The organism is Rhodococcus sp. 2H158 (genome assembly GCF_053764755.1).
In genome coordinates, this window is record NZ_JBSNCE010000021.1 from 70659 (window position 1) to 85664 (window position 15006).

At 73.3% G+C, this 15006-nt stretch carries 8 protein-coding genes; 3 read left to right on the forward strand and 5 right to left on the reverse strand.

Annotation, left to right across the window (positions count from 1 at the left end; all coding sequences use genetic code 11):
• From ACWPOB_RS20280 to ACWPOB_RS20295, 4 genes are read right to left on the reverse strand one after another with little or no spacing between them, the layout of a single operon-like run.
• Entirely contained in the window at window positions 1-654 is a 654-nt protein-coding gene (locus ACWPOB_RS20280) for an isochorismatase family protein (RefSeq protein WP_455401896.1), read from the reverse strand.
• Between the two features lie 37 nt (window positions 655-691).
• On the reverse strand, window positions 692-2341 hold the full coding sequence (locus tag ACWPOB_RS20285) for a (2,3-dihydroxybenzoyl)adenylate synthase (RefSeq protein ID WP_455401897.1): 1650 nt from the start codon (window positions 2339-2341) through the stop codon (window positions 692-694).
• A gap of 20 nt (window positions 2342-2361) precedes the next feature.
• On the reverse strand, window positions 2362-3132 hold the full coding sequence (locus tag ACWPOB_RS20290; RefSeq protein WP_455401898.1) for a 2,3-dihydro-2,3-dihydroxybenzoate dehydrogenase: 771 nt from the start codon (window positions 3130-3132) through the stop codon (window positions 2362-2364).
• The gene (locus ACWPOB_RS20295) at window positions 3129-4298 is read right to left on the reverse strand and encodes an isochorismate synthase (RefSeq protein ID WP_455401899.1); all 1170 of its coding nucleotides are present in this window, start codon (window positions 4296-4298) and stop codon (window positions 3129-3131) included. Before ACWPOB_RS20295 ends, ACWPOB_RS20290 begins: the two co-directional genes overlap by 4 nt.
• Window positions 4299-4473: 175 nt before the next feature.
• On the opposite strand from ACWPOB_RS20295, the gene ACWPOB_RS20300 reads away from it, so the two are divergent.
• Window positions 4474-12216: an amino acid adenylation domain-containing protein gene (locus ACWPOB_RS20300; RefSeq protein ID WP_455401900.1), complete on the forward strand. Its 7743-nt coding sequence runs from the start codon at window positions 4474-4476 to the stop codon at window positions 12214-12216.
• 248 nt (window positions 12217-12464) lie between these two features.
• Here ACWPOB_RS20300 and ACWPOB_RS20305 read toward each other — a convergent pair whose 3' ends face one another.
• Entirely contained in the window at window positions 12465-12917 is a 453-nt protein-coding gene (locus ACWPOB_RS20305) for an Lrp/AsnC family transcriptional regulator (protein WP_006931915.1), read from the reverse strand.
• A 122-nt stretch (window positions 12918-13039) separates the two neighbouring features.
• Between ACWPOB_RS20305 and ACWPOB_RS20310 the strand changes: the two genes are divergently transcribed.
• Both ACWPOB_RS20310 and ACWPOB_RS20315 read left to right on the forward strand, forming a co-directional pair.
• The gene (locus ACWPOB_RS20310) at window positions 13040-13672 is read left to right on the forward strand and encodes a LysE family translocator (RefSeq protein WP_455401901.1); all 633 of its coding nucleotides are present in this window, start codon (window positions 13040-13042) and stop codon (window positions 13670-13672) included.
• A gap of 287 nt (window positions 13673-13959) precedes the next feature.
• Window positions 13960-14976 carry an ABC transporter substrate-binding protein gene (locus tag ACWPOB_RS20315; RefSeq protein WP_455401902.1) on the forward strand — a complete coding sequence of 339 codons (1017 nt, stop codon included), beginning with the start codon at window positions 13960-13962 and terminating at the stop codon, window positions 14974-14976.
• Window positions 14977-15006 lie beyond the last annotated feature (30 nt).

Consider the following 15006-nt stretch of genomic DNA (forward strand, 5'->3'; position numbering starts at 1 on the left):
TCAGCCGGACACCGAGAGGACGCCGGAGTGCAGGCGCCATACCGCGTCCGCCGCCGGCACCACGGCGGCGCAGCGCGCCGCGAGGTAGTGCAGCGCCTCGGTGTGCTCGCGCCGGGAGAAGTCCGCGACCCCGTCCGCGACGACGAAGACCTGCACGTCCTGCATGAATCCGTCCAGCGCGGTGCTCAGGCACCCGATGTGGGCGTAGACGCCGGTGACGACGAGCTGGTCCCGGCCCCACGCGCGCATCCGCTCCCGTAGGTCGGTGCGGATGAACGCGCTGTAGCGCCACTTGGTGAGCTGCACGTCGTCCTCGCGCGGCGCGAGTTCGGCGACGACGGACGTCAGGGCCGGATCGTCGGCCAGGCCGGGACCCCAGAAATCGGTGAGCAGCGCCCGCTCGGCCGGATCCTGGTCGCCGGGCTGGGCGGTGTAGACGACGGGAATGCCCGCCTCGTACGCCGACTGCCGGATCGCGTCGATGTTCGGGACCACCGTCGCCAGCGGATCCGCCGCGCGGTCGAAGGCCCGCACGAAGTACTCCTGCATGTCGTGCACGAGCAGTACCGCCCGCCGCGGGTCGATGGTCCAGTCGACGGTGTTGGCGGGCAGGTCGGTCGGCAGGGGATAGGACACGGACTTCGGCAGGGCCATCGCAGGATTCGCTTTCTGTGGTCGAGCGGAGGCGGGATCAGTGCTGCAGGGTGGCGGCGAGCGCGCGCCGCAGTCCGGCGCGGCTGGTCTTGCCGACACCGGTGAGGGGGAAGGTGTCGACGAAGACCACCTTGTCGGGGATCTTGTACGCGGCCAGGCCCCGCTCGCGCAGGAAGGCCTTCAGCGCCGCGGCCTTCGGGGCCTCGCCGTCGGCGACGACGAACACCCACGTGCGCTCCCCGAGGTAGGCGTCGGGCACGGCCACCACCGCGGCGTCCAGGACCCCGGGGTGGGCGAGCAGGTGGTTCTCCACCTCCTCGGCGGCGATCTTCTCGCCGCCCCGGTTGATCTGGTCCTTCGCGCGGCCCTCGACGACGACGTACCCGTCCTCGGTCAGCCGCACGAGGTCGCCGGTGCGGTAGAACCCGTCGGGGGTGAACGCCGACGCGTTGTGCCCGGGCGCGTCGTAGTAGCCGCGGATCGTGTAGGGACCGCGGGTGAGCAGGTGGCCCGTCGCGCCCGGGGCGACGGGACGGTCGGCGTCGTCGACCACCCGGATCTCGTCGTGCGGGCTGATGGGCCGGCCCTGGGTGCCGACGATGGTGGCCTCGGGGTCGTCGAGCCGGGTGTAGTTGACCAGGCCCTCGGCCATCCCGAACACCTGCTGCAGGGTGCAGCCGAGTTCGGGCGTCACGCGCGCGGCCGCCTCGGCGCCGAACTTCGCGCCCCCCACCTGCAGGACCTGCAGCGACGACAGGTCCCGGTCGATACGGGGCCGCGCCGACAGCCACGCCAGTGCGAGCGGGGGCACGAGCGACGCCATGGTGACCCGCTCGCGCTCGATCAGCGCGAAGGCGGTGTCGGGGCTCGGGTCCGGCGCCAGCACGATCGTGCCGCCGGCGTGCAGGACACCGAGAATCCCGGGTGAGCTCATCGGGAAGTTGTGCGCCGCCGGCAGTACCACCAGCATCCGGGTGCCGGCGTCGACGCCGCAGATGCGGGCCGACTCGCGCACCGAGTACAGGTAGTCGGTGTGGGTGCGCGGGATCAGCTTCGGGGTTCCGGTGGTGCCGCCCGAGAGCTGCAGGAAGGCCACGGATTCCGGTTCGACATCGGCGAATTCGCCGGGCTCGTGCTCGCGCAGCGCGTCGAGCGGGGTGAACTCCTGGGCGTCCCCGGCGACGACCACGACCGGCGGACGGTCGAGGCCCGCGCACACCTGCCGGGCCAGGTCGCGGTAGGCGAATCCGCCGTGCTCGCCGGCGATCACGTACGCGGCGGCGTCGGTGAACCGGCAGAAGTACCCGATCTCGGCGCTGCGGTGCGCGGGCAGCGCGAACACCGGCAGCGCACCGAGACGGAACACCGCGAAGACCACCTCGGTGTACTCGACGATGTTGGGCAGCTGCACCAGCACCCGGTCGCCCGGCCGGACGCCCGCGGCCGCGAGCCCGGTGGCGACCCGGTCCGCGGCGCCGGTGAGTTCGCGGTAGGTGATGCGGCGTTCGGTGCCGCGGGCGTCACGGCCGACCACGGCGACGCGCTCGCCGTGGCGGTCGGCCCGCACGGACAGGAACCGGACGAACGTCTCGTCCGTCCAGTAGCCCGCGGCGCGGTAGAGTTCCGCGAACTCCTGCGGGTAGCCGGCGGTAGCGGCCAGGGGAGTCCGGGTGGCGGCGATCGTCACGGAGTTCCTTTCGATCCGGTTCAGGCGCGCAGCGTGGCGCCGCCGTCGACGTACAGGGTCTGCATGGTGATGTGGCGGGCGCGGTCGGAGAGCAGGAACTCGACGGCATCGGCGATGTCGGCAGGGTCGGCGATGCGGCCCAGTGGAATTCCCACCTTGAACGATGCGGCGTCGCCGTCGATCGCGGTGCGGGCGCCCGCGTCGTCGGCCGGATCCGGCCACAGGGACCGTTGCATCGCCGTGTCCGTGGAGCCCGGGGCGACGACGTTCGCGCGGACCCCGAACCGGGCCAGCTCGAGGCCGAGCACACGAACGATCATGTGGGCGGCGGACTTCGACGCGCCGTATGCGCCCATCCCGACGCGGGGCACACCCGCCGAGTTGGAGCCGACCGTGACGATCGCCCCGCGGCGACGCTCGCGCATCCCGTGCCCGACGACGCGCAGCACGTTGATCAGACCGGTGACGTTCACGTCGAACATCCGCTGCCACTCGGCGGGATCGGAGTCGAGCACCGACCCGGTGGTGAAGACACCCGCGACGTGGGCCAGCGCGTCGACCGGGCCGTGCGCGGCCTCCACTCGTGCGACCGCCTCGGCGACGCCGGCCGCGTCGCACACGTCGAGACCGTGCACGGGAGCGGCCACGTCGAGCAGCGCGGCGGTCTCGGCGAGGCCGTCGACATCCCGGTCGGCGAGGACGACGCGGTGCCCGGCCGTCGCGAGGGTGAGGGCGGTGGCGCGGCCGATGCCCTGGGCGGCGCCGACGACGAGGGTGACGGACCGGCTCACCGCCGCACCCCCAGCGCCTCGAGCACCGTGCCGAACTTCGTTGTGGTCTCCGCGAGTTCGTCGAGCGGATCCGACCCGGCGACGATGCCGCCGCCCGCGTGGGTCGTGAGCGTGGTGCCGTCGGCGTCGAGGACGGCGCAGCGGATCGTCACCATCCATTCGCCGTCGCCGTCCCGGTCGGCCCAGCCGACGGCGCCGGCGTAGAAACCGCGGTCACCCTCCAGTTCCTGGATCAGCGCCCGGGCGGGGGCGGTCGGCGTGCCGCAGATCGCGGGGGTCGGATGCACGGCGAGGGCGAGGTCGAGGGCGGTGACCGACCGGTCCCGCAACCGGCCCGAGATCGGGGTGCCCAGGTGCCAGAGCTGCCGGGTGCTCGTCAGGGTCGGCGAACCGGGGATGTCGAGGTCGGTGCACAGCCGTTCGAGGCTCGCGCGCAGGGCCTCGACGACGTGGGCGTGCTCGGCGAGGTTCTTCTCCGACGCGGCGAGGCGCTGCGCGGTGCGCCGGTCGACCTCGGGGTCCGGGTGCCGGGGCGCCGAACCGGCGAGCGGATGACACGTGACGAGGTCGCCGCGGCGCCGGACGAGCACCTCGGGACTGGCGCCGACGAGGTGCCGGCCGGTCCACGGTCCCCCGGCGGCGGTGAGGTCGACGACGAATCCGTTGCCGGAGGGGTCGTTTCCGGCCAGGCGGGCGAGCAGCGACGCCGGGTCGACGGGTGCGTCCGCCCGCAGGAGCAGCGCGCGGGCCAGCACCACCTTCGCCAGGTCGTCGGCCGGGTCGCGCAATTGCCGCAGCGCCGTGGCCACCCGGTCGAGGTGTTCGTCCTCGGCGGGCAGCGTCGCGGCGAGCCGCACCGGCGGCAGCGCGACGGTGACGTCCCCGACGGGGTCCGGCTGGTGCCGCAGCGCGACGGGCGCGGTGAGGGCGGCGTGGTGGTCGGGTGCGAACGGCAGCGCGCCGACGACGGCGGCCACCGAGCCGGCGCGCAGCGCGGCCGCGGCCTCGCCGGCCGAGTCGAACCGGGCGTCGACGCCCTCCGCTACGACGGTGCCGTGCGGACGCGACAGCACGAACGGGGCGGCGGTTCCGATCTGCCGCGGGGCGGCGGTGCCGATCTGCCGCGGGGCGGCGGTGCCGGGCGCGGCGACGGCCGGTGCTTGCATGTGCGCAGACCTCTCGTAGTGGTGGCAGGGACGGTCGCGGTGCCGTGCACCCGACACAGCAGAACATATACGGTTAGCCTAACCTTTGGTATCGTCACGTTTCGCGCCGGACCGGCTTCACCTCTCGTGATGCGATACGGCACAGTCGAATTCGACCGTAGAAAGGGGATCGATCGTGCCCACGTCCGGCCCGTCGACCTCGGCATTTCCGCTGACGCGGGCCCAGTCCGGCGTATGGTTCGCCCAGCAGCTCGACCCCGCGAACCCCGTCTTCAACACCGCGGAATGCGTCGAACTCCGCGGCGACGTCGACGTCGCCGCGGTGACGCGGGCGGTCCGGGAGACCGTCGCCGAAGCCGAGGTGCTCACCGCGGCCTTCGCCGTGGAGGCCGACGGATCGGTCCTCATCCGTCCCGGCGCGCACGAGGCGCCGGAGCCCGCCGTCGTCGATCTGCGCCGCGAGCCCGACCCGGAGACGGCCGCCCGGCGCTGGATGGCCGGCGACCACACGCGCGTGCTGGATCCCGCCCGCGAGCCGTGCCTGCGCGCCGCCGTGCTCCGCCTCGGCGACCGGCACGCCGTCCTCTACCTGTGCATCCACCACCTGGTGATCGACGCCTACGGCTTCGGCCTGCTCACCCGGCGCATCGCCGAGCGCTACACCGCCGACGTGCTCGGGCTGCCGGTCCCACCGGTCAGGTTCGCCCCGCTCGCCCCCGTCGTCGCCGAGGAGGCCGCCTACCGCGCGTCCGCGGACTTCGCCGCCGACCGGGACTTCTGGGCCGGCTACCTCGACGGCGCCGAGGACGCCGTGACCCTCGCCGACGGTCCCGGCGGCATCGCCGTCCGCTGCCGCGGCGTGCGGCTGACCCTGACCGCCGGACAGCAGCAGGGACTCTCGCGGATCGGCAAGGCCACCGGCGCGAGCTGGGGCGACGTCGTCACCGCCGCCGTCGCCGCGTTCCTGCGCGCCGCGACGGGACGCGGCGACGTGATCGTGGGATTCCCGGTGATGAACCGGCTCGGCAGCGCCGCGACGACCGTGCCGATGTCCGCGGTCAACGTCGTGCCGCTGCGCCTGCGTCCCGAACCCGCCCGCACCCTCGCCGGTCTCGTCGCCGAGGTGCGTGCCGCCGTGGCGGACTGCCGCCCGCACCACCGCTACCGCGGGGAGGACATCCAGAACGACCTGCGCCTGCCCGCGGGCTCCCGGGGCGTCGTCGGGCCGTCCGTCAACGTCAAACCGTTCGGCGACCGGCTGCGCTTCGCGGACCTGCACGCCGCGGTGCACTCCGTGGCCCGGGGCCCGCTGCAGGACTTCATGGTGACCGTGCGGCCGCTCGACCACACCGGCGGCCTCGAGGTCTGGGTGGACGCGGATGCCGACGCCTACACCGCCGACGACCTCGCGCGGCACGCCCGCCGCCTCGAACTGCTCCTCACCCAGGTCGCCGCGCTCGCCGACCCGCACCGGCCGCTGGCCCGGCTGCAGATCCTCGGCGCCGACGAGCGCCGCCGCCTCCTCGTCGAGCGCAGCGGCGATGACCTGCCGGTGCCGACGGACCTCACGCTGCCGGACCTGCTGGCCGCGCAGGTGGCCCGTGACCCGGACGCACCCGCGGTGCGCGATGCCGCCACCGCCCTGACCTTCGGTGAACTGGCCGCGCGCTCGCGCCGCCTCGCCCGTCACCTCCTGAGCCTCGGGCTCGGCCCGCAGCGGCGCGTCGCCGTCGCGTTGCCGCGCCGCGCCGACACGCTGGTCGCGCTGTTCGCCGTCCTCGAGGCCGGAGCCACGTGCGTCCCGCTGGACCCCGACCATCCCGCCGAGCGGCTCGCCCACGTGCTCGCCGAGACCGCACCCGGTGTCGTGGTCACCGGCGGCGACGGCGCCGCACGTATCGCCGAGATCTCCTGCACCGCGGGCCTGCCCGATCCGGTGAACCTCGACGGGCTGGACCTGTCCGGCTACGACGCCGAGCCGCTCACCCGCGCCGAACGCGGCCGCCCGCTGCACGAACTCGACGTCGCCTACATCATCCACACCTCCGGTTCGACCGGCCGGCCCAAGGGTGTGGAGGTCCCGCACCGCGGCGCCGTCAACCTGTTCCACAGCCACCGTGAGCGCGTCTTCTCCCGCGCCCGCGCCGAGGCCGGCCGCGACCGCCTGCGGGTCGGGCACGCCTGGTCGTTCGCGTTCGACGCCTCGTGGGGCCCGCATCTGTGGCTGCTCGACGGACACGAACTGCGCATCGTCGACGAGGCCACCCAGCGGGACCCGCACCGGCTCGCCGAACTCGCCCGCAGCGAGGGTTGGCACTTCGTCGAACTGTCGCCCGCGCAACTCGAGCAGATCGTCGAGGCGGACCTGCTGCCCGCCGGTACCGTGCCGACCCTCGGCTTCGGCGGCGACGCCGTCACCGACGCCCTGTGGCGACGTCTGCGCGACCGCGACGGCGCCGCGTTCAACTTCTACGGCCCCACGGAGGGCACCGTCGACGTCCTCGTCGCCGAGGTGGGGGACGCGGCGGAACCCGTGATCGGCCGGCCGGTGGCGAACCTGCGCGCCTACGTGCTCGACGCCGCGCTGAACCCGGTCCCGGCGGGCGTGGACGGCGAACTGTACGTCGCCGGCCCCGGCGTGGTGCGTGGCTACCTCGGCGCGCCCGGCGCGACCGCGGCGCGGTTCGTGGCGAACCCGTTCGGCGACAGCGAAAGCCGCATGTACCGCACCGGCGACGTGGTGCGGTGGACCGCGGACGGCCGCCTCGTCTACCGCGGCCGCCGGGACGACCAGGTCAAGATCCGCGGCTTCCGCGTCGAACTCGGCGAGGTCGAGGCGGCGCTGCAGGAGCTGCCCGGCGTCACGCGGGCCGTCGCCGTGGCGCGTCCCGACGCGACCGGCACCGCGCGGCTCGTCGCCTACCTGGTGGGCGGCGACGGCGACCCCGCGACGGCTCGCGAGCTCGTGGCGCGGCGGCTGCCGGCGCACATGGTGCCGTCGGCGTTCGTGTTCCTCGGCGCGCTGCCGCTCACCTCCAACGGGAAGGTGGACCGCACGTCGCTGCCGGAACCGGACTTCGGGGCCCTCGTCGGCGGCCGCGCGGCCGCCACCGAACGCGAACGCGTGCTGTGCGCCGTGTTCGCGGACGTCCTGGGCCTCGACACCGTCGGCGTCGACGACGACTTCTTCCTCCTCGGCGGTCACTCCCTCGCGGCGGCCAAGCTGATCGCGAAGGTCCGCGACGCGCTCGGCGTGGAACTGCCGATCCGCACCGTCTTCGACCACCCGACCGTCGGGGCGCTCGCCGCGCAGTGCCCCGACGGTGCCGCGGCCCTGCGGATCCCGCTGCGTCCGGTCGAACGCGGCGACCGGGCACCGCTGTCGGCGGGGCAGCAGAGGCTGTGGTTCCAGTTCCGGCTCGAGGGTCCGAGCTCGACCTACAACGTCCCGCTGACGCTGCGCCTGCGCGGCGTCCCCGATCCGGCGGCGCTGCACGAAGCGGTGCGCGCGGTGCTGGACCGGCACGAGGTCCTGCGCACCGTGCTCGAGGACCACGACGGCGTCGGCATGCAGCGCGTGCTCGCCGCACCCGGCGTGCCGTTCACCGCCCGCGCCGTCGCGGCGGCCGACCTGGACGCGGCGGTGGCGGCCGCGGCGCGGCACGCGTTCGACCTCGAACGCGAGATCCCGATCAGGGTAGTGCTTTTCGACGACGGATCCGCGGAGGCCGTGCTGCTGGTGCTCGTGCACCACGTCGCCGCCGACGAGTTGTCCGCCCCGATCCTGCTGCGCGAGCTCGGCGCGGCCTACGCCGCCGCGGCCGCCGGGCGTTCCTGGACGCCGGCGCCGCTGCCGGTGCAGTACGCAGACTTCGCGGTGTGGCACCGCGAGATCCTCGGCGACGGAGAGGAACTCGCCGCCCGCCGGCTCGATTACTGGCGCGCCCGGCTCGACGGGATGCCGGAGGAACTCGATCTGCCCACCGACCGGCCCCGCGGCGCGACGGCCACGTTCGCGGGCGGCACGGTCGAACGGACGGTCCCGCCGCACGTCGCCGATGCGCTGCGGGCCGTCGCGCGCGGTGCGGGCGCCACGATGTTCATGCTCGTGCACACCGCGGTCGCCGTCGCCCTCGCGCGCAGCGGCGCGGGGGAGGACCTCCCGATCGGCTCGCCCACCGCGGGCCGCCCCGCCGCCGAACTGGACGACCTCGTCGGGTTCTTCGTCAACATGGTGGTTCTGCGGACGGACCTGTCCGGCGATCCCACGCTCGCCGAACTGCTCGCCCGGGTCCGCAGCACCGACCTCGACGCCTACGCGAACCAGGACCTGCCGTTCGACCGGCTCGTCGAGGCCCTGAACCCGTCCCGCAGCGCCGGCCGGCACCCGCTGTTCCAGGTGCTCGTGCAGCACCGCACCCCGCCGGTCGTCGACGCCTTCGCCGGCCTGGAACCGCGGGTGTCCACCGTCGACACCGGCGCCGCCCTGTTCGACCTGACCTTCGACGTGGTCGAGGACGCGGGCGACGGCCTGCGGGTGCGGGTGGAGTACGCGCGGGACCTGTTCGACGCGGCCACCGCCGATGCGCTCGCCGCCCGCGTGGTGCGCGCCTTCGAGGCGCTCGCGAGGGATCCGCAGACCCGGCTGTCCGCGCTCGACCTGCTCGCCGACGACGAGCGCGACCGTCTCCGCTCCGGCAGCCCGTACGTATGTATGGACGACGTCGAAGACGTCGGCGTGGACACCCTGGGCGAGCTGTTCACCCGCCAGGCGCGGCGCACCCCGACCGCGACCGCGCTGGTCACCGCCACCGGGACGCTCACCTTCGGGGAACTGCACGCCCGCACCAGTCGGCTCGCGCGGCACCTGATCCGCCGCGGCGTGGGACCCGAGACGGTGGTCGGGCTGATGCTGCCGCGCGGCACCGACGCGATCGTCGCGGCCCTCGCGGTGTGGCAGGCCGGCGGCGCCTACGTCCCCATCGATCCCGGGTACCCGGCCGAGCGCATCGAGCACATGCTCGCCGACTCGAGGCCCGTCCTCGTCCTCGACGAGGCCGCGCTCGCCGCGGTGGACCCCACGCTCCCGGACACCCCGCTCGAGCCGGGCGAGCGTTTCGGCGCCGTCTCCGGTGACGGGGTCGCCTACGTCGTCTACACCTCCGGCTCGACCGGGCTCCCCAAGGGCGTCGTGGTGCCGCACCGCGGCGTCGTGAACCTGGTCGCGACCCAGCGGCGCCGGACCGTCGGCCGCGCGGAGGACCGGCCGCTGCGGGTGCTGCTGACCTACGCGCTGTCGTTCGACTCCTCGATCGACCCGCTGCTGTCCATGCTCGCCGGGCACACGCTGTACCTGCCGGACGCCGACCTGCTCGCCGACGCCGCCGCCACCGTCGCCTACGTGCGCACCCACCGCATCGACGCCGTCGATTGCGTGCCGCTGCTCATGACCGAACTGCTCGCCGCCGGCCTGTGCGAGCCCGCGGCGCCGCACCGTCCGGGCCTGCTCGCCGTCGGCGGCGAGGCCGTGTCCGCGGACCTGTGGTCGGCGCTCGGCGCGGTCGACGGGGCGCGGGCGCTGAACATGTACGGCCCCACCGAATGCACGGTCGACGCCGCGGTCGCCGAGATCCGCGGAGCGCGCCCGCACATCGGGGCGCCGATCGACGGTGCCCGGGTGTACGTGCTCGACGACCGCCTGCGCCTCGTCCCGGCGGGCGTGGCCGGGGAGTTGTACGTCGGCGGGCCCGGCGTGACCCGCGGCTACCTGAACCGCCCCGGGCCGAGTGCGGCCCGCTACGTGGCCGATCCGTTCGGCGCTGCGGGCGCCCGGCTCTACCGCACCGGTGATCGGGTGCGGTGGATCGACGCGGGCGGCGACCGTCCGGTGCTCGAGTACCTCGGACGCAGCGACGATCAGGTCAAGATCCGCGGGTTCCGCATCGAGCTCGGCGAGATCGAGGCCGCGTTGTCGGCGCACCCGGCGGTCGTGGGCTGCGTGGTCGTGGCCCGCGAGGACGAGCCGGGCCGCCGCCGGCTCGTCGGCTACGTCGCCGGCGCCGGAGCAGATCCGGAAGTGTTGCGGAAGCACGTGTCCCGCCGTCTTCCCGAGCACATGGTGCCGGCCGCGATCGTGGTGCTCGACGAGTTCCCGGTCACCCCCAACGGCAAGGTCGACCGGCGGGCGCTGCCCGCCCCGGTCTTCGCGCCCGCCGGGGCGTCCCGGGCCCCGGCGACCGACCTCGAGCGGCGCCTGTGCGCGGTGGTGGCGGAGGTGCTGCGCCTGGACACGATCGGACCCGACGACGACTTCTTCTCCCTCGGCGGTGATTCCATCGTCTCGATCCAGCTCGTGTCGAGAGCCCGGGCGGCGGGACTACGCTTCGCCGCCCGCGACGTCTTCGAGCACCGCACCCCGGCGGGCCTGGCCCGTATCGTGCAGGTCGACACGGCACCGGACGCGACGGAACGCACCGCCGCCCTGGGCCTCGTCCCGGCGACCCCGATCGTGCACGACCTCCTCGACCGCGGCGGCCCCTACCGGGGATTCGCCCAGTCCCGTCTCCTGCACGCGCCTGTCGGGCTCGACCTCGGCACCCTGGTCGGTGCGGTGGGCCGGGTGCTCGCGGTGCACGACGCCCTGCGTGCCGTGTTCGATCCGGTGGCAAGGACATTCGACGTCCGTGCCGCGGACGCCGTCGATCCGGCCGCGCTTGTCGCACGGGTGGACGTCCGGGGACTCGACGAGCGGGCTCGCTCGACGGTGCTGTCCGAGGAGACCGACGTCGCCTGTGCCGCCCTGGATCCCGCGACCGGTGACATGATGCGGGTGGTCTTCTTCGACGCCGGCCCGGGCCGTCCGGGCCGGATCCTGGTGGTGGTGCATCACCTGGTGATCGACGGGGTCTCGTGGCGGATCCTGGTCCCGGACCTGGCCGTCGCGTGCGAGGGCGCCGAACCGGCCGGCGGGGGAACGCCGCTGCGGGCGTGGGCGCGGGGGCTGCTCGACCAGGTTCCGGCGCGACGCGACGAACTGGGGTTGTGGCGCCGCGCCCTCGAACCGGCCGGGTGCGTGCGGATCGCGGGGCGACGGGTGGATCCCGCGCGCGACACGATGGCGACGGTCTCGCGGGTGCAGGTGGAGGTCCCGGCGTCGGTGACCGAGGCGCTGCTGACGACGGTGCCGGAGCGCTTCCGTGCCGGCGTCGACGACGTGCTGCTCACCGCGCTGGCGCTGACGGTGGGCCGGGTGTGCGGCGGTGGGCCGGTCCCGGTGGACCGGGAGGGGCACGGACGCGAGGAGCAGGTGGTGCCCGGCGCCGACCTGTCCCGCACCGTCGGCTGGTTCACCACCCTGTATCCGGTCCGCCTCGACGTCTCCGGTGTGGATCTCGCCGAGGCGTTCGCCGGCGGCGACTGCGCCGGGGTGGCGCTCAAGCTCGTCAAGGAGCAACTGCGGGAGATCCCGGACAACGGAATCGGGTTCGGCATGCTCCGCCACCTCGACCCCGAGTCCGGGACCGAACTCGGGGCCGCACCGGCACCGGAGATCGGGTTCAACTATCTCGGCCGGCTGACCCTCGGCGAGGGGGACGGCGGACCGTGGACGGCCGCTCCGGAGGCCGGCGTGCTCGGCGGCACCACCGACGAGGCGATGCCGGTGAGCCACGCGATCGAGGTCGGCGCCGTCACCGAGGAGACGCCGGCCGGACCGGTGCTCCGCGCGACGTGGGGTTACGCCACCGGGGTCGTGACGGCGTCCGTCGTCGCCGAGTTGGCGCACGGCTGGGTCGCGGCGCTGTGTGCGCTCGCCGACCACGCCGCGCGCGACTACGCCGGTGGCTTCACCCCCTCCGATCTGACGCTGAGCGACCTCGACCAGTCCGAAATCGACGAGTTCGCCCTGGAGTTCGGGTGAGTTTCTCTGCACTGGGGCAAGGAGGCGCGCCGCATCACTGATTCGGACCGTCAACAGCGGAGTAGCGGCTCGCCCTTCGGTCGCCCCGCCGATCGACCGCAGATGCTGCCGGAACGTGAGTTCTGTGTCCGACTCTCGGACTCGGCAACGTCGCCGGCGCGGTCCGGCGGGACGGCCAGGACACCGTCTTTTCCTGAGGCGTCATTGCGCTCCGATACCGCGTAGGCCACGGAGCAGTGGTCGGGGTCCTACAGGGGCAGGGGACGGTTGTCCACCACGCTTTTCATGACGAGAGTGGAGCTGAGGCGCCCGACGCCGGGGAGGGTGGCGAGGGATTCGTCGTAGAGCTTCTGGAAGGCGGGCAGGTCGCGGGTGATCACCCGCAGGAGGTAATCGGGGTCGCCGAACAGTCGTTGCGCTTGCAGGACATGAGGTATGGCGGCGACGGCCGGTTCGAATGCCTCGAGGGTGTCGCGGTCGACGGTGCGCATGGTGACGAAGACGAGCGCCTCGAACGTCAGGCCCAGGGCACCGGCGTCGAGCTGGGCGCGGTAGCCGGTGATCGCGCCGGAGCTCTCCAGCGCGCGTAGGCGGCGGTGGCAGGGCGAGATGCTGAGTTGGACCCGATCGGCGAGTTCGGTGACGGTGAGCCGCCCGTCTTGTTGGAGCTCGGCAAGGATCTTCTTGTCGACGTTGTCCATGTGGAAGATTTTCCCCTAAAAGCCCGGTTCTTGTGAAAATTATGGGAACGAATTCCAGGTCGATCTCCCTAATCTCTCTATCGGGAACCGCCAGGCGTCGTGGCGGTCCGAGAGTGTGAAGGATGAGTGAGGTCATGGCGGTCGGTACCGTTGCTGCGTTCTGGGCGGTGTCGTTTCTGTTCGTGCTGACGCCGGGGGCGGATTGGGCGTACGCGATCGCGGCGGGGCTGCGGCACCGCACCGTGGTGCCCGCGGTCGGTGGGATGTTGTCGGGGCATCTGGCAATGACCGCGGTGGTGGCGACCGGCGTCGCGGCGCTGGTGGCCCGCTCGCCGTTGGTGCTGACCGCGTTGACGGCGGTCGGGGCGGCGTACCTGGTGTGGCTGGGGATCGCGATGCTCGTCAAGCCCTCGGCTCTGCCGCAGGCCGGGGCGGAGCAGGCACCGGAATCGTGGGTGCGGCAGGCGGTCAAGGGTCTGGGGACCAGCGGGCTGAATCCGAAGGTGCTTCTGCTGTTCCTGGCGCTGCTGCCACAGTTCACCGACACGGACGCGCGGTGGCCCCTCACGGTGCAGATCGTGCTGCTGGGTGTGGTGCACACGGTCAGCTGCGCGGTGGTCTACACGGGGGTGGGCACGGGGGCGCGGGTGGTGCTGCGCACCCGCCCCGCCGCGGCGCGGGTGGTGACCTGGATTTCCGGTGCCGCGATGATCGGAATCGGTGCGGTACTGCTGATCCAGCGGGTGGTCGGATAGGCCTGCCACGGTGGGTTCGGTCCATGCGCTACGAGCGATCCGGCACCGACCGCGATGACGAGCAGGCCGTAGGTCACGGTCGGTGCGCCGGGTCGACGACGCGCGAGGACCGCGAGGTAACCGGTCCGTGGAACGACGCGATGCAGCCGTCATGAGGCGACGAGGATCGGCGCAGGCAACTGTGCGCAGGACCGGGGACGTAGCGCTTGGCGCCCGCATCGAGTTCGGTTAGCCTAACCAATCAGGCCCGGGCGGGTGCCCGGCGAACAGACATGTGGGAGTAAGCGATGCGGGTTGAGGGACGGGGCCGGCTGCGCCGCGCAGCGGTGTTCGGCGCGACGGCGGTGCTGGCCGTGGGCCTGGTGGGGTGCGGCAGCGGCAGTGGCTCCGGCGAGGAGCCGGCCGCGGACGCCACGCGCACGTTCGAGGCGCAGAACGGGCCGATCGAGATCCCGTCCGATCCGCAGCGCATCGTCGCCTGCGGCTACGCGGTGCTGCCGCTGCTCCAGGCCGACGCGAATCTCGCCGCCGCCTGCGAATGGACCCGCGAGCTCGACAACATGGACGCCGAGACCAAGGCCGCGTACGAGGCCCTGCCCAAGGTGGCGCCGGACGGGGCCGTGAGCGAACTCGACTACGAGGCCGTCGCCGCCGCCGCGCCCGACCTGATCATCATGGGCGTGCCCGCGCGCGTGCAGTCGCAGCTCGACACGGCCAAGCTCGAGGCACTCGCTCCGGTGGTCTTCCTCGGCCTGACCAACCCCGGTGACTGGCGCGGACTCGGTGAGCAGTACGCCGACGCCGCGAACGTGTCCGACGCCTACGGCGAGTACAAGGAACAGTACGAGGCACGCGCCGCGGAGATCGCCGGGAAGTACCGCGGCACCCTCGGGAACCTGACCTTCGCCGGCGTCTGCAACGTGTGCGGCACCGAGCCCGGTGAGTTCTTCCGCGAGTACGCCTCGTCGTACACCACCAACCTGTTCGAGGACCTCGGCCTGCAGTTCCCCGGTCAGCCCGCCGACACCGAGGACGTGCACGGCGAGTACCTCTCCGTCGAGGAGATCGGCCGGAACCTCGGGAACGTCGACGTCATCGTCTACGGCGTCGAGGCCGACGGCTCGGTCTCGCCCGAGCTGCAGGAGCTGATGGCCTCCCCGCTGTGGCAGTCCCTGCCCGCCGTGCAGGCGGGAAATCTGGTTCCGGTCACGCATTCCCACGCCGCGACCTACGAGACCGCGCTGCTCGCACTCGATTCCATCGATCAGGCACTCGCCGCGCTGCCCGCGAACCGGCAGCAGTAGTCCTCCCGGTACCCACGGCTCCCGCGTCCG

Excerpts from the sequence above, each read along its gene's own strand:
- ACWPOB_RS20295 (WP_455401899.1), bottom strand. The coding sequence starts at position 4,298 with ATGCAAGCACCGGCCGTCGCCGCGCCCGGCACCGCCGCCCCGCGGCAG.
- ACWPOB_RS20305 (WP_006931915.1), bottom strand. The coding sequence starts at position 12,917 with ATGGACAACGTCGACAAGAAGATCCTTGCCGAGCTCCAACAAGACGGG.
- ACWPOB_RS20280 (WP_455401896.1), bottom strand. The coding sequence starts at position 654 with ATGGCCCTGCCGAAGTCCGTGTCCTATCCCCTGCCGACCGACCTGCCC.
- ACWPOB_RS20315 (WP_455401902.1), top strand. The coding sequence starts at position 13,960 with ATGCGGGTTGAGGGACGGGGCCGGCTGCGCCGCGCAGCGGTGTTCGGC.
- ACWPOB_RS20310 (WP_455401901.1), top strand. The coding sequence starts at position 13,040 with ATGAGTGAGGTCATGGCGGTCGGTACCGTTGCTGCGTTCTGGGCGGTG.